Annotated in this window: 27 protein-coding genes; 6 read left to right on the forward strand and 21 right to left on the reverse strand. The window is 38.4% G+C overall.

The features are described 5' to 3' along the window. Positions 1-271, forward strand: a 271-nt coding sequence (locus tag BUC45_RS00370) for a hypothetical protein (RefSeq protein WP_296969273.1), incomplete at its 5' end; no start/stop codon positions are given. On the opposite strand, the gene BUC45_RS00375 is transcribed toward BUC45_RS00370, so the two are convergent. From BUC45_RS00375 to dnaA, 21 genes are all read right to left on the reverse strand, one after another. Continuing rightward, the gene (locus tag BUC45_RS00375; protein WP_296969275.1) at positions 264-2,168 is read right to left on the reverse strand and encodes an ABC transporter ATP-binding protein; all 1,905 of its coding nucleotides are present in this window, start codon (positions 2,166-2,168) and stop codon (positions 264-266) included. The two genes, BUC45_RS00370 and BUC45_RS00375, sit on opposite strands and share 8 nt — an antisense overlap. Then, positions 2,165-3,892 carry an ABC transporter ATP-binding protein gene (locus BUC45_RS00380; RefSeq protein ID WP_296969278.1) on the reverse strand — a complete coding sequence of 576 codons (1,728 nt, stop codon included), beginning with the start codon at positions 3,890-3,892 and terminating at the stop codon, positions 2,165-2,167. Before BUC45_RS00380 ends, BUC45_RS00375 begins: the two co-directional genes overlap by 4 nt. Positions 3,893-3,899: 7 nt before the next feature. After that, positions 3,900-4,349 carry a MarR family transcriptional regulator gene (locus BUC45_RS00385; RefSeq protein ID WP_296969280.1) on the reverse strand — a complete coding sequence of 150 codons (450 nt, stop codon included), beginning with the start codon at positions 4,347-4,349 and terminating at the stop codon, positions 3,900-3,902. Between the two features lie 243 nt (positions 4,350-4,592). After that, positions 4,593-5,495 (reverse strand): 16S rRNA (cytidine(1402)-2'-O)-methyltransferase, encoded by a 903-nt coding sequence (gene rsmI, locus BUC45_RS00390; protein ID WP_296969282.1) that lies wholly within the window; start codon positions 5,493-5,495, stop codon positions 4,593-4,595. Position 5,496: 1 nt separating this feature from the next. Next, on the reverse strand, positions 5,497-6,252 hold the full coding sequence (locus tag BUC45_RS00395) for a tRNA1(Val) (adenine(37)-N6)-methyltransferase (protein WP_296969285.1): 756 nt from the start codon (positions 6,250-6,252) through the stop codon (positions 5,497-5,499). A gap of 112 nt (positions 6,253-6,364) precedes the next feature. Beyond that, positions 6,365-7,243 (reverse strand): 4-hydroxy-tetrahydrodipicolinate synthase, encoded by an 879-nt coding sequence (dapA, locus tag BUC45_RS00400; RefSeq protein ID WP_296969288.1) that lies wholly within the window; start codon positions 7,241-7,243, stop codon positions 6,365-6,367. Between the two features lie 341 nt (positions 7,244-7,584). After that, the gene (locus BUC45_RS00405) at positions 7,585-8,274 is read right to left on the reverse strand and encodes a zinc metallopeptidase (protein WP_296969291.1); all 690 of its coding nucleotides are present in this window, start codon (positions 8,272-8,274) and stop codon (positions 7,585-7,587) included. An 81-nt stretch (positions 8,275-8,355) separates the two neighbouring features. Continuing rightward, positions 8,356-9,162, reverse strand: a complete 807-nt coding sequence (locus BUC45_RS00410; protein ID WP_296969294.1) for a stage 0 sporulation family protein — start codon at positions 9,160-9,162, stop codon at positions 8,356-8,358. Further along, entirely contained in the window at positions 9,163-9,972 is an 810-nt protein-coding gene (locus BUC45_RS00415; protein ID WP_296969296.1) for a hypothetical protein, read from the reverse strand. Positions 9,973-9,981: 9 nt separating this feature from the next. Continuing rightward, entirely contained in the window at positions 9,982-10,416 is a 435-nt protein-coding gene (locus BUC45_RS00420) for a YaaR family protein (RefSeq protein ID WP_296969299.1), read from the reverse strand. Continuing rightward, the gene (locus tag BUC45_RS00425; protein ID WP_296969302.1) at positions 10,413-10,736 is read right to left on the reverse strand and encodes a cyclic-di-AMP receptor; all 324 of its coding nucleotides are present in this window, start codon (positions 10,734-10,736) and stop codon (positions 10,413-10,415) included. The genes BUC45_RS00420 and BUC45_RS00425 overlap by 4 nt, the downstream gene beginning before the upstream one ends. Positions 10,737-10,804: 68 nt before the next feature. Beyond that, positions 10,805-11,428: a dTMP kinase gene (gene tmk / locus BUC45_RS00430; RefSeq protein ID WP_296969305.1), complete on the reverse strand. Its 624-nt coding sequence runs from the start codon at positions 11,426-11,428 to the stop codon at positions 10,805-10,807. A 69-nt stretch (positions 11,429-11,497) separates the two neighbouring features. Beyond that, complete coding sequence (locus BUC45_RS00435) at positions 11,498-12,943, reverse strand: aminotransferase class I/II-fold pyridoxal phosphate-dependent enzyme (RefSeq protein WP_296969307.1); 1,446 nt, start codon at positions 12,941-12,943, stop codon at positions 11,498-11,500. 70 nt (positions 12,944-13,013) lie between these two features. Further along, positions 13,014-15,437: a DNA gyrase subunit A gene (gene gyrA, locus BUC45_RS00440; protein ID WP_296969309.1), complete on the reverse strand. Its 2,424-nt coding sequence runs from the start codon at positions 15,435-15,437 to the stop codon at positions 13,014-13,016. 13 nt (positions 15,438-15,450) lie between these two features. Beyond that, positions 15,451-17,358 (reverse strand): DNA topoisomerase (ATP-hydrolyzing) subunit B, encoded by a 1,908-nt coding sequence (gene gyrB / locus BUC45_RS00445; RefSeq protein ID WP_296969312.1) that lies wholly within the window; start codon positions 17,356-17,358, stop codon positions 15,451-15,453. 22 nt (positions 17,359-17,380) lie between these two features. Next, a complete protein-coding gene (gene remB, locus BUC45_RS00450) occupies positions 17,381-17,647 on the reverse strand; it encodes an extracellular matrix regulator RemB (RefSeq protein ID WP_296969315.1) in 267 nt (88 codons plus the stop codon). Further along, complete coding sequence (locus BUC45_RS00455) at positions 17,632-18,120, reverse strand: DUF721 domain-containing protein (RefSeq protein WP_296969318.1); 489 nt, start codon at positions 18,118-18,120, stop codon at positions 17,632-17,634. Before BUC45_RS00455 ends, remB begins: the two co-directional genes overlap by 16 nt. 6 nt (positions 18,121-18,126) lie before the next feature. After that, entirely contained in the window at positions 18,127-19,221 is a 1,095-nt protein-coding gene (gene recF, locus BUC45_RS00460; protein ID WP_296969321.1) for a DNA replication/repair protein RecF, read from the reverse strand. Positions 19,222-19,225: 4 nt separating this feature from the next. Beyond that, positions 19,226-19,447: an RNA-binding S4 domain-containing protein gene (locus BUC45_RS00465; RefSeq protein ID WP_296969323.1), complete on the reverse strand. Its 222-nt coding sequence runs from the start codon at positions 19,445-19,447 to the stop codon at positions 19,226-19,228. Next, a complete protein-coding gene (gene dnaN, locus BUC45_RS00470; RefSeq protein WP_296969325.1) occupies positions 19,444-20,589 on the reverse strand; it encodes a DNA polymerase III subunit beta in 1,146 nt (381 codons plus the stop codon). Before dnaN ends, BUC45_RS00465 begins: the two co-directional genes overlap by 4 nt. 259 nt (positions 20,590-20,848) lie before the next feature. After that, a complete protein-coding gene (dnaA, locus tag BUC45_RS00475; RefSeq protein WP_296969328.1) occupies positions 20,849-22,210 on the reverse strand; it encodes a chromosomal replication initiator protein DnaA in 1,362 nt (453 codons plus the stop codon). Between the two features lie 223 nt (positions 22,211-22,433). Here dnaA and rpmH point away from each other — a divergent pair, with 223 nt between their 5' ends. The 5 genes from rpmH (at position 22,434) to jag (ending at position 24,487) form a co-directional block, all read left to right on the forward strand. Then, positions 22,434-22,568, forward strand: coding sequence for a 50S ribosomal protein L34 (gene rpmH / locus BUC45_RS00480; protein ID WP_013779658.1), 135 nt, complete (start codon positions 22,434-22,436; stop codon positions 22,566-22,568). A 95-nt stretch (positions 22,569-22,663) separates the two neighbouring features. Beyond that, the gene (gene rnpA, locus BUC45_RS00485; RefSeq protein ID WP_296969330.1) at positions 22,664-23,035 is read left to right on the forward strand and encodes a ribonuclease P protein component; all 372 of its coding nucleotides are present in this window, start codon (positions 22,664-22,666) and stop codon (positions 23,033-23,035) included. Beyond that, a complete protein-coding gene (yidD, locus tag BUC45_RS00490) occupies positions 22,995-23,204 on the forward strand; it encodes a membrane protein insertion efficiency factor YidD (RefSeq protein ID WP_013779656.1) in 210 nt (69 codons plus the stop codon). The genes rnpA and yidD overlap by 41 nt, the downstream gene beginning before the upstream one ends. Before the next feature lie 37 nt (positions 23,205-23,241). Then, positions 23,242-23,871 carry a YidC/Oxa1 family membrane protein insertase gene (locus BUC45_RS00495; protein ID WP_296969332.1) on the forward strand — a complete coding sequence of 210 codons (630 nt, stop codon included), beginning with the start codon at positions 23,242-23,244 and terminating at the stop codon, positions 23,869-23,871. A gap of 1 nt (position 23,872) precedes the next feature. After that, positions 23,873-24,487, forward strand: coding sequence for an RNA-binding cell elongation regulator Jag/EloR (gene jag, locus BUC45_RS00500; RefSeq protein WP_296969336.1), 615 nt, complete (start codon positions 23,873-23,875; stop codon positions 24,485-24,487). Positions 24,488-24,498 lie beyond the last annotated feature (11 nt).

Genomic DNA, 24,498 nt, shown 5'->3' on the forward strand with positions numbered 1-24,498 from the left:
GATTCCTGCATTGGGTAAGATCCAAAGAGAATATTCTTTAGGTAGAATTATTATTGTTGCAGATAGAGGGATAACCACGGGGGATAATATTTGGTATATCCTTTCTGCTAAAAACGGCTATATATTGAGCTACTCTGTTCAATCAGCCGATAGGGAATTTAAGGTGTCAATAAGGAAAAAATTGACGCAATCCTGTATATGTATCTACAAAGGTATCATGACAAGAAGCATAAAAAGCAGCAGGAGTATTTTCCTGCTGTTTTTTAAATAACATTTGCTTGCGAATCTTCCATGAAAGCTCCCAGAAATTGGCTCTTGTATAAATCGGCATAAAAACCGCCTTTTGCCATTAGTTCCTCATGGGTGCCTTGTTCTATTATTCGGCCGTAATTCATAACCAAGATATTATCTGCATTTCTTATAGTGGATAGACGGTGAGCGATAACGAAACTCGTCCTATTCTCCATAAGCTCCTTCATGGCTTTTTGAATAGACATTTCTGTTAAAGTATCTACATTGCTAGTTGCTTCATCAAGTATTAATATATCTGGATCTGCTAGTATAGCTCGTGCAATAGTAATAAGCTGCTTTTCACCCTGCGAAATATTGGAAGCATCTTCGTTAAGAACCGTATTGTACCCTTTAGGAAGTGCTTTTATAAAGTGATGAGCATGGGCCGCTTTAGCAGCTCTTATTATTTCTTCATCAGTAGCCCCTTCTTTTCCATAGGCTATATTGTCTTTAACTGTGCCGCTAAAAAGCCATGTATCCTGAAGAACCATTCCAAAAATCCTTCTAAGGTTGCTTCTTCTAATATCTCTTATATCTACATTGTCTACCATTATCTTGCCTGCATCTATTTCATAAAATCTCATAAGAAGATTTACAAGAGTTGTTTTTCCTGCACCTGTAGGTCCAACTATAGCAACCATTTGTCCAGGGTCTACATCTATTGTTAAATCTTCAATTAAAGGTTCATCTTTCTTATAGCTAAAATACACATGGTCTAAATCCACATATCCTTCGGCATTTTCAATGACTATTGCATCTTCTTTGTCAGGTATTTCCTCTTTTTGATCTAATATCTCAAATACTCTTTCAGCTGACGCAATTGTAGATTGAATGATATTGGCTATATTGGCTGTTTGAGTTATAGGATGCGTAAACTGTCGTGAATACTGGATGAAAGCCTGCACATTACCTATTGTGATACGCCCGCCGGCCACCATTATTCCTCCAACAACACACACAAATACATAGCCTAAGTTGCTGATAAAGTTCATGATAGGCATTATTATTCCTGAAATAAATTGTGCCCGCCATGATGCTCCATAAAGTTCCTCGTTTATAGATTTAAATTCCTCGATAGCATCCTCCTCGTGTCCGAAGGCTTTTACAACATTATGACCGCCATACATTTCTTCTACATGGCCGTTTAAATTGCCCAGCACTCTTTGCTGCATAGCAAAATATTTTTGCGAGCGAGATGCGATAGACCTTATAGCTAACAAGCTTAGCGGCAATGTTATTACGGTAACCAATGTCAATATTGGGCTTATCGTCAGCATCATTACGATTACTCCGATAATGGTAACAATTGCAGTAATCAGTTGAGTGATACTCTGCTGCAGTGTGGAACTTATATTATCTACATCATTTGTGACTCGGCTTAAAATTTCTCCATATGGGTTTGCATCAAAAAATTTAAGGGGTAGTTTGGTCAATTTCTCCATTATTTCGGCTCTCATTTTCCGGACTACACCTTGAGCTACGCCTGCCATCATATAATGCTGAATATAGCTAAATGCAGAACTTGCTATATATAAGCCGAGTAGTATAAACAAAATATGAATTATATAGGGAAAATCTATATGAGCTCCGGGTTCATTGCGCAGTATAGCAATAGAGCCTTCAAAAAGTTTGGTTGTTGCCATACCCATAATTTTAGGCCCTAAGATATTAAACACGGTGCCAAGCGCTGCCATACAAAACACGACTAAAATTATTGGGATATATGGTTTTATATAATTTAAAAGCCTCATAAAGCTGCCCTTAAAATTCTTAGGTTTCTCCATAGCTCTTGCCATAGGCGGTCCGCCGCCGCGGCCTTTTCCCTGCCTTGCCCCTCCCAGTCTGTGGCTGTCAATTCTCTCATTTTCACTGCTCATGCTATCTCCTCCTTTGAAAGCTGCGAAAGCACAATATTCCTGTAAGTCTCGCAGTTTTCATAGAGTTCCTTATGTTTTCCTATGCCTACTACTCGACCTTCATCTAATACAATTATTTGATCTGCATTCATAACTGTCGCAACACGCTGAGCCACAATTATCACAGTAGACTTCTTGGTTTCTTTATTTAATGCCATCCTAAGCTTTGCATCTGTTTTAAAATCCAACGCAGAAAAACTATCGTCAAACATGTATATTTTCGGCTTTTTTACAATTGCTCTTGCAATACAAATTCTCTGCTTTTGTCCGCCCGAAACGTTAAGGCCGCCTTCTGCAATCATGGTATCAAAACCATCTTTCATCCCATTTATAAATTCTGATGCTTGAGCAATTTCTGCTGCATGTCGCACTTCTTCATCTGTGGCATCTGCTTTGCCATATCTTATATTTTCGGCAATCGTGCCTGTAAACAAGACAGACTTTTGCGGCACATAACCTATCCATGAACGAAGAACTTTTTGAGGAATGTTTCTTATATCAATTCCATCTATAGTTATTTTGCCGGAGGTTACATCATAAAATCTCATAATAAGATTTGAAATAGTGGACTTGCCTGAACCTGTAGCACCGATTATCGCAGTAGTGCGACCCGGCAATGCCTTAAATGATATATTAGATAATGCCGGCTCTTCAGCGTCAGGATATTTAAATGTTACATCATCAAATTCCAATACTCCTTTTATTTCTTTTGGTATAACAGGATTTTCGGGATCTACTATTTCAGGTTCCATATTTAATACTTCTTTGATTCTCTCTACTGATGCAGCTGCACGAGGTATCATTATAAACATCATAGAAAGCATCATTGTAGAAAACATTATTTCCATAGCGTATTGGATAAACGCAAGGAGATCTCCAACTTCCATAATCGCCGCATTTATTTTAAGGCTTCCATACCATACAATGGCAATGGTTGTAATATTGAATATCAACATAACAAGCGGCATCATAACAGCCATTAACCTGTTTACCCTTATTGCTACATTAGTAAGATCGATATTCGCAGCATTAAAACGTTTTTTCTCATGCTCTACTCGGTTAAAGGCTCGAATAACTCTAACACCTGTAAGATTTTCTCTCATTACCCTGTTTACAGTATCAATTTTGACTTGCATGGCTCTAAAAAGCGGTAATGAAAACTTTGATAATACCACTATTAACCCTATTAGTATAGGCACAACTATCCAAAAAACAAAGGACAGGCTTGGCGCAGTAGATACAGCCATTATTATTGCACCTATGGCCATTATAGGAGCCATTACTACCATTCTAAAAAATATCATTGCGACCATTTGCAGCTGGGTTACATCATTCGTGGTTCTGGTTATAAGAGAGGCGGTTCCTATTTTATTAAATTCATTAAGAGAAAAACTTTCTACTTTCTCGAAAATACTTTCTCTAAGCGACTTACCAAAACCCATAGCCGCCCTCGAAGAACAATAACTTGCCGCTATCGCAGCACCTACAGCACAAAGAGCTACAAACAGCATTTTCCCTCCTACGGCAAGAATGTAACCGGTATCTGTATTTACTATGCCGGTATTTACGATATCTGCAAGCATCGACGGCAGCATCAGCTGTGACATCGCTTGGCAAAATATAAAGATTAATGATGCTGCAATAAATGGCCAATATGGTTTTAAATTGCTCAAGATTTTTTTCATAAAATTATCACCTCGTATTAGTCTCCATAGGTTCTTTAAGATTATCCCTTATTTTTTTAAAAAGTCTGTTAAGCATGCTCTTTTCTTCCTCGGATAGGCCACTAAACATTCTTTCTTCTATGCATTGTATTTCTTTATATATACTTTTGCAAAGTTTTCTTCCGTATTCAGTGAGGTATACGCGCATAACTCGCTGGTCAATTTCATCTTGGACTCTTTTTACTATTCCTGATTTTTCCATTCGCTTTAGCATAATGGTAACAGTAGGAGCTTTAATTTTTAAACTTTGCGCCAGTTCCGCCTGACTTTGTCCGTCGTCTTTATAAAGTGCAAACAGTAAAGGCGGCTGTCCGGGATAAACACCCCTTTTTTGAAATGACCTATGTGTCTTCAGGTAATGTAATCTTGCAATCTCCAGAAAGAGCGCATAATTTGATTCGGGATCTAAACAATTCATTTAAATCTCACTCTCCAATTTACTTAGACGTCTAATGAATTTGTATTATATCACTTAAAGTAGAAAAGTCAATAATATATTTTTGCAAAAATATGGGCTGTTTTCCAACAGTCTTCCAAATAGGCAGTAAAGCCTATAACCCTTGTATTAACAGGGTTATAGGCTTTTTTCTTGGCTTTAGGTGTAAGGCTCAGGTTATATATCGTTATTAATAAATGTGTCAATAAGAAAAAATTGACACATTTAAGTCTGTTTTTCTTTAGCATCAGGTTTTTTTATCAACAGCTCATAGGCTTGATTTCTTGAGAGCCCTAGTTGTTTAGCAGCTCTTTTCATTGCCTGATTTTTAGAAAGACCTTCTTCCATCTCATCTTGCATAATCAACCAAAGTTTATCTGCAAGATGAGATTCCAAAAGTTCCGGTTCACTTACACTGTTTACCGATGTTTTGGCAGATTTTTGCCCAGAATATGCACCCTCCACGACAATAACCATTTCACCTCTGGGCGACTTTACATTGAATCTTTCTATTACCTCTTCAATAGTCCCTCGAATAAATTCTTCATGTACCTTGGTCATCTCCCGGGCAATGACAATCTGCCGATTCCCCAACGCATCCTTTAAGGCTTTCAACGTTTTTATTATACGGTGTGGTGCCTCATAGAATATCAGTGTCCTTTGTTCATCTACCAGCTCTTTTAGTGTTTGCTTTTTCTCTTTAGTTTTTTGAGGCAAAAAACCTTCAAAGGCAAAGCGCTTGGTAGAAAGGCCGGAAGCTACTAAAGCACATATGGCGGCTGCTGCTCCGGGAAGTGGCACCACCCGGATATCTTGCCCAATAGCGTCTTTTACTAAATCCTCCCCCGGATCTGAAAGGCCGGGAGTTCCTGCATCAGTTACAAGAGCAATATCTTTGCCTTCCTTTAAAAGCTCAATCACCTTAGGGCCTTTTGTCATCTTGTTATGCTCATGGTAACTGGTGAGAGGTGTTGCTATTTCAAAATGATTTAATAACTTTATGGTAACACGTGTATCCTCAGCGGCTATCAAATCTACTTCTTTTAATATCTTTAAAGCTCTTAGCGTGATATCTTCCAGATTTCCTATTGGCGTAGGACATAGATATAAAGTACCTGGCTTGTTCATCCTAGACCTCCGATTGTTTCCCAAAATATATTTGTTTTATCTCATCGGTATAGCTTCCGTCGCTGTTGTAAACTACAAGGGGTGGAAGTATTTTCATGCCGCTGGAGGCACCCTTTTTTGCCATCATCAAAAACAAGTTCGGGCCTTCTTGGGCTTTGGGATGGATAAAACGCAGGATTTTAGGTTCAAGGCCTAATGATCTCATTTTATAGATAACATCCACAAGCCTTACGGTTCGATATACCATATAAAAGCAACCACCAAAGCTCAATAACTGCCATGAAACCCTTGCCACATCCTCCAGTGTAGCGGCAACTTCATGTCTGGCAACGGCTATGCTCGGATTAGGGCTAATTTTGCCTTCCTTTAGCGCCATATATGGCGGATTTGTTACCACAACAGAAAAACTCTCCCTGCCGAAAATCTTGACAGCTTCCTTCAAATCGCCATGGACGATTTTAACCCGCTCTTCTAGCCTATTCATCTTTACATTTCTTACCGCACGATCAAAGGCTTCGCCGACTATCTCTATCCCTACAATCTCCTTGGCATCAGTCTTGGCTGAAAGCAATAGCGCAATTACACCGCTTCCCGTTCCAATATCTATCACTCTGTCATTTTTATCAGCTTTTACAAAATTTGCAAGCAGCACTGAATCTATTGCAAATTTATATGAGCCTTGCTTTTGGATGATTTTTAAGCCGTCACACAGCAAATCGTCAATCTGCTCGCCCGGATATTTTAAGAATTTGTCCACTTAAATTCACCTTTATGCTAAAAATATCTGATTTCATTATATCAAAGGCCTGTTTAATTAACAATTAATCCAAATGGTTCGTAAAGAAGATGATAGGGTAAAGATAACTTCTTTACCCTAATTTGCCAAGTTCGCTTAATGCTTTCTTTAAAGCTGCTATAGTATTGTCATCTGCCTCACACAAGGGCAGACGTAAACCTCCTACCCGAATACCTATTAGGTTAAGAGCGGCCTTGACCGGGATGGGATTTGTGATTACGAATAGGGCTTTAAATATATTGAAAAGCTTTAAGTGAATTTCTTCCGCCTTTTTTGTATTGCCTTCTTCAAAACTCGTTATCATCTGTTTTATCTCGCTGCCTACCACATGTGATGCTACGCTTATAACCCCCTGTGCTCCAAGTGCCAACATAGGAAGTGTCAAGCTGTCGTCTCCGCTGTAAATCTCAAGGTTCGGCGCAAGAAGCCTCGTTTTGCTTGTTTTATCAAGATTTCCTACAGCGTCCTTTACCGCTACAACATTTTTAATTTCTGAAAGTCTTGCCAATGTTTCAGGCTCAATGGTAACTGCTGTTCGGCCGGGTACGTTATACGGCACTACTGGAATATCCACTGCTTCAGCAATTGCTTTAAAATGCCGATAAAGTCCTTCTTGTGTTGGTTTGTTATAGTATGGCGACACTAATAGCAGGCTATCTGCGCCAACTTTTTCAGCCTTTTGAGACAGTTCGATGCTGTGTAAAGTTGAGTTACTTCCTGTACCTGCCATAATTTTAGCTCGCTTTCCGGCTATTTCCTTGCAGGCTTTAAATAAATCCAATTTTTCTTCATCGGTAAGCGTCGGCGACTCACCTGTCGTGCCTGCTACCAGCAAAGTATCTGTTCCTGTTGCCAATAAATGTTCTATTAAGTTTTCCAATGCCTTATAATCTATGTTCAGCTCTTCATCAAATGGTGTAACCATAGCAGTTATGACTTTTCCAAAAATCATTTGTATCTTCCTCCTTAAATCTTTCTAATGAAAGTTTGCTCATGTCCATATCATTGACATATAGTATTATATAATATGCAGATAGTATGCCAAATGACCATGTCGGATAAGCTTTTCAACATGTTCTGGGTAATTTAGGATTATCAAAATACGCCATTGTTTCTATTATCCTGTACCTCCTTTACTGGCTCTAATGGCTCCAATAATTCCTACTGATAATTCCAGCATTTTTTCCCCTCCATAGTTATTGGATGTTAAACTATGATTCAACGCAATTTATTAAATTCCTGCTTTGAAATTAAAAAAACCCCGCAGTAAAACTGTAGGGTTTGCATACAAAATTATTTTCTGTCTCGACCGGCTCCTGCTAAAACTAAAAGGCGTAAGAGTTGCATGACAGCCGTAAGCGTAGCAGCCACATAGGTAAGAGCCGCCGCACCAAGTACAGCCTTTACGGGACCTACTTCACTCCTGTCGATAAACCCTCCGCTTTCTAAAATCGCCACTGCTCTGTTGCTGGCATTGTATTCTACGGGTAATGTAATGATTTGAAATAAAACAGCAAGTGAAAACAGCAGTATTCCAACCAGCATAAGTGAATCCGCCCGAAACAAAAGACCTAAAAAGAATAAAGGAAAAGCCATTTGTGATCCAATACCTGCTGCCGGAACAATAGCATTTCTAATAGCAAGCGGAGCATATCCCACATCGTGCTGGATGGCGTGTCCGCATTCATGTGCAGCCACTCCAAGAGCCGCAAGAGATCGGCCGTTATAGACATCGCTGGAAAGTTTTAAAACCTTTCGCCTTGGATCGTAATAGTCTGACAGCCGGCCGCCCTGTATTTGAATAGACACATCATAAATACCGCTCTGCCTCAATATTTCCCGGGCTACATCGGCACCTGTCATCCCACTTTTTGCAGGAACTCTTAGGTACCTTTCAAATGTAGATGTAACCTTAGCCTGGGCGTAAATGGCCAGTATCATGGCAGGAAGTAGTATAATCATAGTGTAATCCCAATAAAACATCGCAATCCCTCCTTTATTGAGGATATATTCAAAAAAGTAATTGTCTTATATATTATATGCTGATAATTCTTTTGTCAATAACTATACTTCCTCTATATCCACTTCTTCAGCAGGAAATTCCATTATTTCCTTGCCTTCATCTATTTGAACTTGAATCGTTTCTTTCGGTTTATAAACGGCGATCACCGTTCCTTCGCCGTAGGGGGTTATTACCCTATCTCCAACATTCGGATAATCTATCGAATTATCTTCATATGATTCACTCTCATACTTTAGACAGCACATAAGCCTGCCGCACAGCCCTGAAATTTTCACCGGATTTAGCGATAGATTCTGCTGTTTTGCCATTTTTATGGATACCGGGTCAAATTCACCCAAAAATGTAGAACAGCACACGCATCGTCCGCAGGGGCCTATGCCGCCAATCATTTTGGCTTCATCCCTTACGCCGATTTGACGAAGCTCAATTCTGGTGTGAAATACCGATGCCAGATCCTTCACCAGTTCGCGAAAATCTACTCGGCCATCTGCTGTAAAATAAAAGATAAGCTTGCTCTTGTCAAAGGTGTATTCTACGTCGACCAGCTTCATATCAAGACCATGTTTTTCTATTTTTTCAATAGCTATGCTTTCTGCTTCCAAGGCCTCTGCCGCATTATTTTTGACTATGGCCTCGTCTTCCGAAGTAGCTTTTCTCATCACATCTTTCAGTGGAGTTATAATATCCTCATCTCTTACATCCTTAGGGCCTGTCACAACTTCACCGTATTCTACGCCTCGGCTTGTTTCCACTATTACTTTATCACCGATTTCAATATCAAGAGCCCCAGGATTAAAATAATCTACCTTTCCGGCTTTTTTAAATCTAACACCCACTACTGTTACCAATTAAAATACCTCCTTAAGGCTCACAAGCAAGTTGTACCAAATTAAGTTCTTATTTCCTCTAGATTTTGCAGCTTTTAATTGCCCATAAGTAACATCAATCGCCCTAAGTATAGAATTTTTTGCAAGTATTGGGGAATACTTATCAATCATCGGTTCTAAATCTTGATTTATAAGTGCTGTATCGGCATTTGTTTTTACAATTAGCATATCTCTAAAAAGTGAAATGGTAAATTCCAACACTTCCTCAATTTTTTCTTCAATATCGGAAAGCTCTTTTACATATATGCCAAATTCAGTATGCCCGGCTTTTTGTGTAATATTGAATATTATATCTGCAATCTTTTGCCTGCTTTCTATTGAAAGTAGCGGCTCTGCTTCTGCCTTGGAAAAATCCTGAATTTGACATCGGGATACAACCGTCGGAATTAACTGTTTAATGTTATTTGAAAGCAATATGATAATGCTTTCACTGCTAGGCTCTTCTAATGTCTTGAGTAGAGCATTCTGGGCTTGGGGTGTTATTGTATGAGCCTCATGGAGTATATAAACCTTCTTATTGCCTTCCATGGGTTTTTCTGCTAAATCCAGTATCATTTTTCTTACTTGCTCAATTTTTATAGCAGCACCGTCCGGATGCACATGTATTACATCGGGGTAAACCTGATTTTGGATTTTCCTACATACGCTGCAAAATCCGCAAGGAGCTAAATCAGCATTTTCACAGTTAGCGGTTTGAGCCAGTTTTAAAGCTTTTTGTGTCGTTTCTTCCTCATCGCCTAAAAAAATATAAGCATGTGATATGTTATCCAATATACCACCTCAAGCATAAATATCAAGCAACAGACCGCTGATTTCATCAACTAAAGCCATTACCTTCAATGAGTCCTGATTTTCCGAAAGCAGCTCTTGCGCCAAATCAATTAGTTTTTGATTTACAATTTTAATCATTGACAGGACTTTGCTGCGGCCGTAGCGAGTTTGAAAATGATTTTCCTTAAAAGCAAAACCCTGAGAAATACATATTTTTAAAAACTCAGCTATCCTCTGTCTGTATTCTTTTAAATCTTTAAGTAACATATTTTTGCAAAGTCGCTGGCCAATTTCATTAATTGCATTAAACTCTAAATCCATTTGATATTTTAAATGGGTCTTTGTAGCAACATTTAATTGTTCGGAAAAATTCTGACCGCTTTGCTCCTTATGGATTAACAAATCCTTAGGCAGACCAAATTCCGGCGATAAGCTCACCCTCATATCTTAACAAACCTTTCCACATCCAATATGAAAACCGTGGCACCTCCTACTAATACTTCAACCGGATATGGTACATAGGCATCAGCAGGACCTGCCGGAAGTGGTGTTACAATTTTTTTCCTCGGCTTGCACATTTTTTCTATGATAGCCAAGAGCTCTTCAAGTCTTTCCTCTTCTACACCAATCATCAGTGTTGTGTTGCCGCTCTTTAGGAAACCTCCTGTACTTGCTAGCTTTGTCAATCCGAATTTCTTTTGGCTTAATTTTTCAATCAACCGGCCTGCATCATTGTCTTGTACCACTGCCATTACGAGTTTCACGTTTATCGCCCCTTCCGATAATTTTTTTAGGTCGGGTCATTCTTTATTTAAAATATTAAAACAGCTTATTATATTTTCATTATACCTGATTTTTCAATCTCAAACAATACGGCTTCAAATACATGCTCCGGGTTTTGGGAAGCATCTACCAATCTTGTTCTATCGGGGTACATGCTGTGCACCTTTAAAAATCCTTCCCTGACTTTTTTATGAAATTCCAAGTTCTCGCTTTCTAATCGATCCTTTTCTTTGCTAAGTCGTTTTAATGACTGACTGGGATCTACATCAAGGATTATAGTCAAATCAGGCCAATTATTTTTTAAAAACCATCCGTTGATATCCGTAAGTTCCTTTATTCCTAAGCCCCTAGCCCAGCCTTGATAAGCCAAGCTTGAATCCACAAACCTGTCGCATAAGACTATATAGCCGTTTTCTAATGCCGGAACAATAACTTTTTTTACAAGTTGCGCTCTTGAAGCTGCATATATCAGTGCTTCCGCCTCAGGTACCGGAATTTCTCCTTCCAACGTCAGCAGTAGTTTTCTAAGCTTTTCTCCCAGCGAAGTGCCTCCCGGCTCTCGAGTTACCAATACCTTAAAACCCTTTGTTCTTAAATATTCGCTGATTTTCTTTACTTGAGTGGTCTTGCCTGCCCCATCAGGGCCTTCGATGGTTATAAGTTTACCTTTCACGATATCTCCTCTTTGCTTTCATTAAGGTTTTTTATGTGGGTTTATCTTACAGAATCATACAGCAATAAGTTAAGCATTGAATACCGCCTGGATAAAACCTTCTGGAGTTATCCCTTGGCAGTAGCCTCCGGACTTTAGCAGAGCGGTTAACACCTCTATATGCTCTTTTTCCATAATCTCACCTGGCATGAGCAGTGGTATTCCAGGGGGATACGGGACCAATGCCTCTTTTATTACACGTCCTAGGGATTGCTTCAACGGCACATGTTCTCCGATAGAATAAAAAGCTGCTTTCGGCTCTAATGCCTTCTTAGGCAGTTTATCCGGCCAAATTATGGATTTGGGGATTTTTGTCCTGGCTTTTAATGCGGAAAGTGCTTTTATAAGGCGGTTTATATCACTGCTGTTATTAGAAAATGTTATTAAAAAGTAAATATTATATAAATCCGCATATTCAGCATATATATTAAACCGCTTTCGAAGAATTTTTTCCACCTGGTATCCCGTATAACCTGCTTGAGAAACATTTACCATAAGTCTAGATAAGTCTATATCGTAAATGCCGTTTTTACCCTTAACCTCAGTTCCTATACAATAAAACGGGGTAAATTTATTGATGCCGTATCTTGCTTTATCAGCCAAAGCCAAGGCCCTTTTTACTAAAGTTTTGCCGTTAAGCTCCATTACAGCTCGTGATGCATCCAGCGATGCCATCAAAATATATGAAGGGCTAGTAGTTGTCACAAGATGCAAGAAATCCTGCAGGCGGTTTTGGTCAATTTTATTGCCCCTTACATGCAGCCAAGCACTTTGTGTAAAAGATGTCAGCATCTTGTGAGGGCTTTGAACCCATGCATCGGCAACCTTCCCTGCACACATCGGTAGCCTAAAGCTGAAACCAAAGTGGGGCCCATGAGCTTCATCAACAAGTAGAAGCTTGTTGATGCTGCGGACAAGCTTAGAAATTGCACCAAGGTCTGGGCAAAATCCCTGGTATACGGGGTTTGTCAACAGCACTGCCTTGATTTTAGGATTTTGCTCTAGTGCTTCAGCTACAGCCTTTGGACTTACTTGTGTATAAACGCCAAACTCCTGCCATCGTTCCGGCATTACATAAACCGGTCGGCCACCTGTGATAATTAAGCCTGACAGGACTGACCTGTGACTTGCTCTGGAAATTAAAATCTCATCATCCGGTGCGATTGCCGCTCCCATCATAGCAATAACACCCGATGTGGCACCATTTACCAAAAAAAATGATTTATCTGCTCCGTAAAGCTCAGCAAGCTTTTCTTGTGCTCGTTTTATGGGGCCTCTGGGCTGATGAAGGTCATCAAGGCCCGGGATTTCCGTAACATCCCATTTGAACAGGTTTTCCTTAAATTCCTCAAATATATGCCCTGCCGGTCTTGCTTTGTGGCCGGGCATATGGAATCTAACCGAATTTGTGTTTGCATATTTTTTTAGTACATTTAAAAGCGGTGTTTCTATGTGTTTATTTACCTTTTTTTTCAAACCCATATACTCCTAAAAAGTATTTATTTTCAAGTATTAACACAAAAGGCTGCACGGAAAAATTCCCATATTAGTCTTCAGTAACCACCGCCATAGATGCTAAAAAGTCGTCCTGCTCAAGCTTTATCAATGTTACACCCATTGTATTCCTACTCATTTTGGATATTTCCGAAGTCAAAAGGCGAATCATAATTCCGGAGCTTGTGCAGAGCATTATCTCATCATTTTCTCCAACAACTCTTAACCCTGCCAGTGGACCGGTCTTATCAGTTACTTTTTGAATTATTACACCTCTGCCTCCACGTGCCTGACATCTGAATTCCTTTTCATCAATGCGCTTACCGAAACCCTTTTCGGTAACAACCAACACATCATGACCTTCCCGAACAATGTCCATTGACACCACTTTATCATTAGGACGAAGATTGATGCCCTTGACTCCCTGAGAGGTGCGTCCCGTTGAGCTTACATTATTCACTGAGAATCTTATGCTCATGCCGTTGTGTGTGCCTAAAATCATCTCTTCATTTTTATCAACAAGCCTAACTCCTATTAGCTCGTCATCATCTTTCAAAGTTATGGCTATTAGGCCTGTCCGGCGTGAACTTCCATACTCAGAAAGCAGCGTCTTTTTAACGATACCGTTTTTGGTAGCAAAAATTAAATAACGTGCCTCATCAAAATCCTTGATAGTTATCATCGTGTTGACTCTTTCATCGGGTTTTAACGGCAGCAGGTTAACTATGGCAGTGCCTCGCGCGGTTCGACTGGTCTCGGGGATTTCATACGCCTTTAGCTTGTATACATTTCCTTTGTTTGTAAAGAACATTACAACATGATGAGTTGTACCAACAAATATATGTTCCACAAAATCTTCTTCCCGAGTGGTAATTCCCGTTACTCCCCGGCCTCCTCGGCGCTGACTGCGATATGCAGAAATGGGCTGGCGCTTCACATACCCGAAATGGGTCTGTGTTATAACTATATCTTCCTCAACTATCAAATCTTCTATGTCTAAATCGCCTTCATCATGAGTTATGTGGGTTCTGCGCTCATCGCCATATTTTTGTTTTATCTGGATAAGCTCTTCCTTGATAATTGATAAAACTATTTTTTCATCTGAAAGTACTTTTTGATAGTAGTCTATTTTCTTTAAGAGTTCGACATACTCTTCGTCAATCTTTTCTCGCTCTAGAGCGGTAAGGCGTTTAAGCCTCATATCAAGTATGACCTGCGCCTGTTTTTCACTAAGACCAAAATTCTTTATAAGCGCCTCCCTTGCCGTAACGTCATCCTTAGAACCCCTTATGATAGCGATTACCTCATCGATATGGTCAAGGGCTATTTTTAATCCTTCTAAAATGTGTATTCTTTCTTGAGCTTTATTCAAATCAAATTTTGTTCTTCTTACAATAACATCCTTCTGATGTTCAAGATAGTAATAAATCATCTCACGCAGGTTAAGCACGCGCGGCTTATTATCTACAAGAGCCAGCATAATGGCGCCAAATGTGCTCTGCATTTGTGTGTGTTTATAAAGTTGGTTCAAAATTATGTGGGGATTTGCATCTCTTTTCAAATCCATTACAATGCGAATCCCTTTACGGTCACTTTCATCTCTAAGGTCGGATATGCCTTCGATTTTTTTATCCCTAACCAATTCCGCAATTTTTTCCACCATTCGCGCCTTATTGACCATATATGGTATCTCGGTAACTATAATGCGCTGTCGTGTGGCGTCCATAGCTTCGATGGTGGCTTTAGCCCTCATTACCACAGAACCTCTGCCTGTTGTGTACATATCTTTAATGCCGCTGTATCCTTTTATTATTCCACCTGTTGGAAAATCCGGCCCTTTAATAACCTGCATCAGTTCTTCTACTGTTACATCAGGATTATCTATCATCATTACAACGCCGTCTATAACCTCCGAAAGATTATGTGGCGGTATATTGGTAGCCATACCCACAGCAATACCTGAAGAACCGTTTACCAAAAGATTGGGGAAACGTGCAGGCAGTACACTTGGTTCCTCTAGTGATTCATCATAATTGGGCACAAAATCAACCGTATCTTTATTTAAGTCAGAAAGCATCTCCAGAGATATTCTGGTCATTCGAGCTTCCGTATACCTCATGGCTGCAGGTGGGTCACCATCTATTGAGCCAAAATTTCCATGTCCGTCTACCAGCAGGTATCTAGTGGAAAAATCTTGAGCCAAGCGCACCATAGCATCATATATGGCAGCATCTCCATGTGGGTGATAATTACCCATAACCTCTCCCACGATCGTGGCGGATTTCCTGTGAGGTTTATCCGGTGTGAGAGAGAGTTGGCTCATGGCATAAAGAATTCTGCGATGAATGGGTTTTAACCCATCCCTTACATCGGGTAAAGCCCGACCTACAATAACACTCATGGAATAATCAATATATGATTTTTTCATTTCATCTTCAATTTTAACCGGTATAATCTTACCTTTTGGTTCAGCCATTTAACTCTCCCTCCTATACATCAAGATTTTGAACCTCTGCCGCATGTTCAAAGATAAACTGCCGCCTAGGTTCTACCTTGTCTCCCATAAGTATTGTAAAAATTTCATCAGCTACTACCGCATCTTCTAAACTGACTTTTAAAATGGTGCGTGTTTCAGGATTCATAGTAGTTTCCCAAAGCTGTTCTGCTGCCATTTCACCAAGACCTTTGAATCGCTTGATTTCAGCTCTATCCCTGCTGTTTCCTAGACTTTCTAATATTCTTGAAAGTTCATGGTCATCAAAGGCATAGTAATCCTTTTTACCCAAAACCACTCTGTATAGAGGCGGCTGAGCAATATATATCTTACCTGCTTCAATAAGCGGCTGCATGTATCTATAAAAAAATGTAAGCAATAAGGTGCGGATATGCGCACCGTCCACATCAGCATCGGCCATAAGGATTATCTTATGATATCGCAGTTTTTCTATATCAAATTCCTCACCAATACCTGTTCCTAATGCTGTAATAATTGACCTGATTTCTTCATTGTTTAAAATCTTATCCATTCGCGCTTTTTCTACATTGAGTATCTTGCCTCTCAGCGGCAGTATGGCCTGGATTTGCGGATCTCGTCCTTGCTTTGCGGAACCTCCGGCAGAATCTCCTTCCACCAGGTATAGCTCGCAAAGTCTGGGATCCCTTTCGCGGCAATCAGCCAACTTTCCTGGCAATGCGGTATGTTCGAGGGCAGTTTTGCGGCGTGTGAGTTCCCGGGCTTTGCGTGCAGCCTCACGTGCCCTTGCTGCTCCCAAAGCCTTTTCCGCTATAACCCGTGCTATGGCAGGATTTTCTTCTAAAAACCGGGATATTCCCTCACCTACTACAGTATCAACAAGACTGCGAATTTCGCTGTTGCCCAGTTTGGTCTTTGTTTGACCTTCGAACTGAGGATTTGCAAGCTTGACGCTGATTACCGCAGTAAGCCCTTCCCTTACATCTTCGCCGGAAAGATTTGCATCCTGTTCTTTTAACAGATTCATCTTGCGCATATAATCATTCATACTGCGGGTAAGGGCTGTACGAAATCCGCTCAGATGCGTACCGCCTTCATGTGTATTGATATTATTTGCAAAGGTAAGCACTGTTTCTAAGTACGAATCATTATACTGCATGGCCACTTCAACTTCCATATCATCCCGAGCAGCGCTCATGTAGATAGGTTCTTCATGCAGTACATCCCTTTTCCGATTTAGATATTTGACAAAAGATACTATACCACCCTCATAATGAAACACATTGGAATTACCTGTGCGCTCATCACAAAGCTCAATCCTTATACCTCTGTTTAGAAAAGCTTGCTCTCTTAATCGCTGTGTCAATATATCTTGAGAAAAAATGGTATCTTCAAAAATCTCATCATCAGGCATAAAAGTTATTTTAGTGCCTGTTTCATTAGTATCGCCTTTTCTGATTACATCTGTTACCGGTTTACCTCGTTCATATTTTTGATAGAAGATACCGCCATCGCGCTTTACCTCTACTTCCATCCAGCGCGACAGGGCATTGACCACTGAAACCCCTACACCGTGAAGACCTCCGGATACCTTGTAGCCTCCGCTGTTAAACTTTCCGCCGGCATGCAGCATAGTAAGCGCTACTTCCAATGCCGATTTACCTACTTTTGGCTGGATTTTAACCGGAATACCTCTGCCATCATCTTCCACGGTAACGGAATTATCCTTGTTTATAGTTATTTTAATATTTTTGCAATAGCCGGCCATGGCCTCATCAATGCTGTTATCCACAACTTCATACACCAAATGATGTAGACCTCGGCTGTCGGTAGAACCTATATACATGCCAGGCCTGAGCCTTACATGCTCAATGCCCTCTAAAACTTCTATTTTATTTTCATCATAAACATTCTTTTTTTCCAAACTTACAACCTCCACATAGAACCTATTTAAGATTCTTTATAAAATCCGCCCTTTTCGAAAGTGTAGTGGCGGAAATAGGTGAAAATAATATCTTTTTATCCAATATCACTGCTGTTTTTTTATTTTCCTGGGTATTATTATATAAGTTTTCATCTTCCGATACAAATCCTTCTTCTCGAGCTACCTGTAGAAATTCAGATGTATCTTTTGCACAAAGAGCAGTTTTATCAAGAATCATTACCACATCTTTTGTTAAAACCACTTCATCTCCGCCTATATGGATGAACAATGTTTTTCCCCCTTTTTTATCTTACTTTTCATATCTTTTATCATCAGTCTTGTAAAGCTGCTTCTTAAGTCTTCATCATCGATATCACGACTTATATTATATATCACTTTCATGCAGGTTTCAGGAATTTCAACATCTTCATCCTCTTTAACTTCGATATCTTCTGCCTTAGGTTTTTCTGATTTTTTTATATCACGGATTTGAAATTTGATATCCTTCACCAGTGGATATGGCAAATTAGAGTTAATCTTGTACATCAAATCAGGCTTTAGTAAATAAAGCTGGTACAGCCATACATGATTTTCTACACCTATGAAAAGTGTATTATTTTGTATAAATGTGGGTTTCGAAATCTTTGAGATTTTTTCTCCCACCATGGATTCATAGTTTGTAAAAATTCTGGCTTCCATAAGCCTTTTATCTATGCAGGTTTTTTTTAAAGAACTTAACAGTATTGTTCCTATCTTTTCCATTTTTTATCACCCCAATGTGCCAGCCTTTATCGGATATAAAAAGCTTTTTTCCAATATTTCCTCTGGAATGAATTTTAAATCGGTTGTCGTAATAAATACTTGATGATTCTCTTGTCCTAAAATGAGCTGTCTGCGATGTATGTCAAGCTCCGACATAACATCGTCTAAAAGCAGTATTGGATACTCGCCTTTTTCTGTGTATAAAAGATTTCTCTGGGCAAACTTCAAACACAACACTGTTAATCTTTGCTGACCTTGTGAGGCATAGTATTTTACATTTTTTCCGTCGATAAAAAAATCTATATCATCCCTGTGAGGACCTATCGATGTAAAACTCCGGTTTATATCCTTTTCCCGGTTTGATATGAGCTTATTTTTATAATCCGCTTTAATTCGTTCAGGATTACTAAAATCGATCTCACTTCGATAGCTGATTCTTAAATCATTCCCCTTATTTGTAAATGTTTTAAAATAATCTTGCGATAAGGATGATATCCTTTGTAGCATCTTAAGTCTTTCATTTATCAGCTGCGAGCCAAGTTCTGACAGCTGCTCATCCCAAGGATCCAGGGTTTTTGTCATACCTGGTTTAACCTTTATAGTCTTTAAAAGTGTATTTCGCTGTGTAAGCACACGTTGGTATCCTTGTAAATATTTATAAAAGCTTGGCCTTATCCGGTATATTAGATTATCTATAAATTTTCGGCGAAGTGATGGTTCACCCTTCACCAGGTCAATATCCTCCGGTGAGAAATAAACCGCACTTATACTTGGATCAAGTTCCGACCATCGGCTTTTTTTATTTTCACCCTCTTTAACTTCCTTTTTTCGATTGCGGTAAATAGTAACTTGTCTGTCGATATCACCTGCTTTTGTACTAAATAAGCCTTTTAAAAAAGCCAGCGGTTGATCATACCTGATTACTTCCTGTTCCCTAAAGGCTCGGGTAGCTTTCAGTTCTGTTATAAAATAAATAGCCTCTAGTAAATTGGTCTTTCCTTGAGCATTATCCCCGTAAAAAATATTAATTCCATTTTTAAATCCAATATCCAATTCTAAAAAGTTTCGAAAATCATATAACCTTAAATTATAAAGATACACGCTTTTACCTCCGGTTCACCAGCAGCCGGTTACCGTCGACTTCTACCACATCAGAAACTTTGAGTTTTCTAGACCTTTTGGTTTCTATTTCACCGTTTACTTTCACATTGCCTTCTGTTATTGCAATTTTGGCTTCACCGCCGGTGGAAAAAATCCCCGACCATTTTAAAAATTGGTCGAGATTAATAGTTTCAGTGTTTATGAAAATTTCTTTCGAGCCTGTCAAGGATTATCACCTCTAAGTCTTACGGGTAAAATAAAATTCTTATGATTATCAGTTTCTAAAGCTGTAATGATGCACGGCCCCGTCTCATCAGAAAAATGTAGTTTTATTTCAGGTGAAAATATCGTCTTTAGAGCATCGATAAAAAATCCTGCATTGAAGGCTATCAATATTTCCTCACCTTCTGTGCTGCATAAAACCTTATCGGTAATTCGGCCTAATTCCGTTTCTACTTGGACTTCTATAGAATTTTCTACAATATTAAATTTTACCAAATTATTAGTATTGCCTTCTCTTGCGAGAACACTTGCTCTTTCTACGGCTAAGCGAAGTTCATCCGTAGATACAATTGCCGTTGTCTTGGGTTTTATTTGCATAACGGTTTTGTAATCAATAAAATCTCCATCTAAAACCCTTGATGTTATTAGAAATTTTTCCGTTAAAAACTCTACACTGTTCTTGCTTGCATATAATTCAAAATATGCTTCTTCGTCATCTTCAAAAATCCTTGAAATCTCAAGCAGTGTATCACCGGGAATTATAGTTTTAAATTCGCTAATATCTGATGTTTCAGTTTCACTTAACTCCTCATAGCACCAAGCTATTCTAAATCCATCTAATGCTACCATGTTTAGAATATTGTCTTTGTAATCTATTAAAGCACCTGTTAACTGTGGCCGAGAGGTCGTATCATCTGCTCGTGCATAAATTGTCTTTTTTATCATATCCTTAAACATGCTTTGCTTTAGCCTTATTCTGTTTAAGGAATTATTTTTAGAAATTTCAGGAAAATCCATAGCATCAAAGCAGGGCAGTACCATGTTAAACTGGCCTGATGATATATATACCTTGTTTTCGCTGCTGTTAAATTCTACCATATTTTCAGATATTCGGCGAATTATTTCCGACAAAATCTTTGATCCTACTACAATACTTCCACTTTCTAATATGCTTAGTTTATCAGATTCATTTTTGATTTCATATTCTATACCCATGTCAAGGTTTGTAGCTGACAGACACAGGAAATCATCATAGGCGGAAAACTTTATTCCGGTAAGTATTGATATAGGAGTTTTCGAAGGTACAAATTTCTCAACTGTAGAAATACTTGAGGCAAGTTCATTTCGGTTGATTGTAAATTTCATTGTGTTACCTCCAAAAAGAAATTTAAAAATATGTCATAAAAATATACTTATATGAATAATATATTAATTTAGTAGTAGTAGTAGTAAGTGCTGTGGATATGTGGATAAATCATGTTAATAAGTATTATATATGGTATTTTGATGTGGATAACCTGTGGAAAATGGGCATAACTTTATTCACAGTACTAACAATGGCTGTTGATAGTCGAAATTTGTCCACTTTTTATAAACAAGTTGTCCAAAGGATTTCCACAGCTTATTAACCATAAAGGATTTTCTTTTTTAAACTCTCGACAGCATTAGATAATTGGGAGTCTTCTTGAATATCGCGCGTTATTTTATCCCTTGCGTGTATAACCGTAGTGTGATCGCGACCGCCAAATTCTTCTCCTATTTTTGGAAGAGAAAGGTCTGTCAGTTCACAGCATAAATACATAGCTACCTGGCGAGCAAAAGCCAAATCCTTAGTTCGCTTTTTAGATTTAAATTCTTCAGGCTTAATAGAAAAATAACTCCCGACTTCTTCTACAATTTGCGCTGATGTGACTTGTTTTGGCTTTCCGTCAGGAAGAATGTCTTTTAGTACTTGTTCGGCAAGCCCTATGTCTATAGGACAATCGGTTAATGACGAATAAGCCACAACACGTATAAGAGCGCCTTCAAGCTCACGAATATTTGTTTCGATCTTTGTAGCGATGAAATTTATGACATCATTTGGCACTATAAGATTTTCCATCATAGCTTTTTTTTGTAAAATAGCAATTCTGGTTTCAAAATCCGGTGGCTGAATATCTGTAATCAGTCCCCATTCAAATCTTGACCTTAACCGTTCTTCCAGTGTTGGAATTTCTTTAGGCGGACGATCACTTGATATCACCAATTGTTTATTTGCATCATGTAAGGCATTAAAGGTGTGGAAAAATTCTTCCTGTGTCCGCTCTTTTCCTGCTATAAATTGGATATCGTCAATTAGAAGAACATCTATTGTTCTGTATTTGTTGCGAAATTCTACGTTTTTATCATCACGTATTGAGTTTATTAGTTCATTGGTAAATTTTTCCGAAGAAAGATACACAACCTTACATGTTGGGTCCTGCTGTAGTATATAGTGCCCAATAGCATGCATGAGATGTGTCTTTCCAAGACCTACGCCCCCGTATATGAAAAAAGGATTATAGGCCTTTGCTGGTGCTTGTGCAACTGCTTGTGACGCTGCATGAGCGAAGCGATTACTGTTACCCACCACAAATGTGTCAAAGGTATATTTTTGATTTAATGATGGTGTAGTATCTTCTACTAATGTCTTAACTTCCGATACCTCATTTAATGAGATGGAATCATTTGGAAGCAATTCAGAACCAAAACCTTCCGGATTGACATTTATAACAACATTGATGTTTTGTTTTAAAACAGAACTGAAAATATCTTTTATTAGGTTTAGGTAACGCTTTTCTATAACAGATTTTATAAAATCATTCGGTACTTCTACAATGGCTGTATCTGCCTCTAATGCTGCAAGCCTTGTTGGTTTTAAAACCGTATTAAAAGACATATCGTTATTTAGTTCATTGCTTAAAATTTTTAAAACATGTTGCCATAAATATAAAGGGTCAATAGACATAAAAAAACCTCCTCGTAAAAGCGAAGAAAATATAATAAGACCAATTAAATAATACCAGAATAAATAACTTCATTCAATCAATAGGGAAAAATATTGTTATTTGTATTTTTAGTCATGAGGCATAATTTCTTGACAGTTAATTATATTATAAGTTATAATCGTGATAACTAAAAGCAGAATTCATAAGAACTATTTTTTGTATGAAGAGGTTGGAGGTGGGGAAATGAAACGGACTTATCAGCCTAAACGCAGGTATAGAAAAAGAACTCACGGCTTTAGACAGCGCATGTTGAAAAAAAGCGGAAGAAACGTAATCAAGAGAAGAAGGTTAAAAGGAAGAAAGAGATTAACAGCCTAGCATGCACGAGGCTTTAAGCGGCCTAGCATCTGGGCCGCTTTGGCTGTGGCATGTAATTTTAAAATATTATATTTTTGCTCGGAGGAATTGTTTTATTGAAAAAATCCTTAAGATTAACGAAAAATTTAGAATTCATTAATGTTTATAAATCGGGAAGGCGTTTTACCAGCCCTTTTTTTACTATGTACACAAAAAAAAATGAGCTTGGATATTCAAGGCTAGGTGTTTCTGTTTCAAAAAAAGTCGGAAACAGTGTAGTTAGAAACAGGATAAAAAGAAGGATTAAAGAAATTTTTCGGATTAATTATGATTTTATAAAAGATGGTTGGGATATTGTATTTTCAGTAAAACCTCCGACTGCAAAACTAGATTATAGTTCAATGGAAAAGGAAATAATAACTTTATTAAAAAGAGGGCGCATATACAGTGATAAAAAGGTTTATAATTTTAATGATACTGTTTTATAAAAAATTTATTTCACCGTTAAAACCTAGGTGCTGTAGGTTTTATCCCACATGCTCCGATTATGCGCTACTTGCTATAGAAAAGTACGGGGTGATTTCAGGTGGTTTTAAGGCTATAAAGCGAATTTTAAAATGTCATCCATTTAATCCTGGCGGATATGACCCCGTTTAGATATACGAAAATAATGGATACAGGGGGGAGCGGCTAGATGGCCTTTCTTCAAGATTTAATGAAACAGTTGATGGATTTAATTTTTGTTTATACAAATAGCTATGGTATTGCTATTATTTTACTGACAGTGCTAATAAAGTTGATTCTTTTGCCCTTCAGTTTTATGCAGATTAATTCCATGAAAAAGATGCAGGAAATAACACCACTTCAGCAGGAACTACAGAAAAAATATAAAAACGACAAAGAAAAATTAAATATGGAGATAATGAAACTTTATCAGGAAAACAAGATTAATCCAATGGGTGGTTGCCTACCGCTATTAATTCAATTTCCGGTCATAATTGCTTTATTCAGGGTGTTTCAAACTTATGATTTTGCCGGAGCAAGCTTCCTATGGATTTCAAATCTAAGTAAGCCGGATTCAACGTTTATACTGCCAATTCTTGCTGCAGTTACAACTTATATTCAGACAAAACTATCAACACCTGCCGGGGCGGATAACCCAAATGCCTCAATGAATATAATCATGCCGTTGATGATTGGATGGTTTTCAATAAAATTCGCAGCAGGTTTGGCATTATACTGGGTTGTAAGTAATGTGGTGCAGATTATTCAGCAGTTGATATTTGCGCGACCACAAGCTATTGCCAAGGAGGATGTAAAATGAAATGAAGGTTTTAGAGAAACAGGCAAAGACAGTGGATGAAGCTGTCAAATTAGCTTTGGATGAATTAAGGGTAAGCCGTGAGGAAGTTGAAGTAGATATTCTCGAGGAAGGGAACAAGGGTATTTTAGGTTTTTTATCTAAATCAGCTAAGGTGAGAGTTACTGTAAAACCCAAACCTGAAGAAATAGCTGTAAATTTTTTAAAAGGTATTTTGAACTTTATTGATAGTGATGCGGAAATTAAAAGCTCCTTAGAAGATGATATTTTGAAACTGGAGATTGAAAGTAAAGATGCCGGCATACTTATAGGCAAACATGGAAGCAACTTAGATGCTCTGCAATACCTTACATCTTTAGTGGTAAATAAAAATTGCAAAGATTTTGTAAGAGTTGTCTTAGATGCAGAAAATTATAGGGAAAAGCGTGAGGAAACCTTAGAACGCTTAGCTATAAAGATGGCGGAAAAAGTCAAGGAAACTAAAAAAAGTATAGTATTAGAACCTATGTACCCTAATGAGCGCCGTATTATCCATACGGCTTTACAGAAAGACCGCAGGGTAACAACGAAGAGCGTAGGCAAAGAACCTTACAGAAGGATAGTTATTTCACTAAGATAAAATTATAAGGT

This window comes from Tepidanaerobacter sp. EBM-38 (assembly GCA_001896545.1).
GTDB lineage: Bacteria > Bacillota > Thermosediminibacteria > Thermosediminibacterales > Tepidanaerobacteraceae > Tepidanaerobacter.

Coding starts and splice junctions, on each gene's coding strand:
- BUC45_RS00375 (WP_296969275.1), bottom strand. CDS start 2,168: ATGAGCAGTGAAAATGAGAGAATTGACAGCCACAGACTGGGAGGGGCA.
- BUC45_RS00380 (WP_296969278.1), bottom strand. CDS start 3,892: ATGAAAAAAATCTTGAGCAATTTAAAACCATATTGGCCATTTATTGCA.
- BUC45_RS00385 (WP_296969280.1), bottom strand. CDS start 4,349: ATGAATTGTTTAGATCCCGAATCAAATTATGCGCTCTTTCTGGAGATT.
- rsmI (WP_296969282.1), bottom strand. CDS start 5,495: ATGAACAAGCCAGGTACTTTATATCTATGTCCTACGCCAATAGGAAAT.
- dapA (WP_296969288.1), bottom strand. CDS start 7,243: ATGATTTTTGGAAAAGTCATAACTGCTATGGTTACACCATTTGATGAA.
- BUC45_RS00405 (WP_296969291.1), bottom strand. CDS start 8,274: ATGTTTTATTGGGATTACACTATGATTATACTACTTCCTGCCATGATA.
- BUC45_RS00420 (WP_296969299.1), bottom strand. CDS start 10,416: ATGAGGGTGAGCTTATCGCCGGAATTTGGTCTGCCTAAGGATTTGTTA.
- gyrA (WP_296969309.1), bottom strand. CDS start 15,437: ATGGCTGAACCAAAAGGTAAGATTATACCGGTTAAAATTGAAGATGAA.
- BUC45_RS00455 (WP_296969318.1), bottom strand. CDS start 18,120: ATGGAAAAGATAGGAACAATACTGTTAAGTTCTTTAAAAAAAACCTGC.
- dnaN (WP_296969325.1), bottom strand. CDS start 20,589: ATGAAATTTACAATCAACCGAAATGAACTTGCCTCAAGTATTTCTACA.
- dnaA (WP_296969328.1), bottom strand. CDS start 22,210: ATGTCTATTGACCCTTTATATTTATGGCAACATGTTTTAAAAATTTTA.
- rpmH (WP_013779658.1), top strand. CDS start 22,434: ATGAAACGGACTTATCAGCCTAAACGCAGGTATAGAAAAAGAACTCAC.
- BUC45_RS00495 (WP_296969332.1), top strand. CDS start 23,242: ATGGCCTTTCTTCAAGATTTAATGAAACAGTTGATGGATTTAATTTTT.
- jag (WP_296969336.1), top strand. CDS start 23,873: ATGAAGGTTTTAGAGAAACAGGCAAAGACAGTGGATGAAGCTGTCAAA.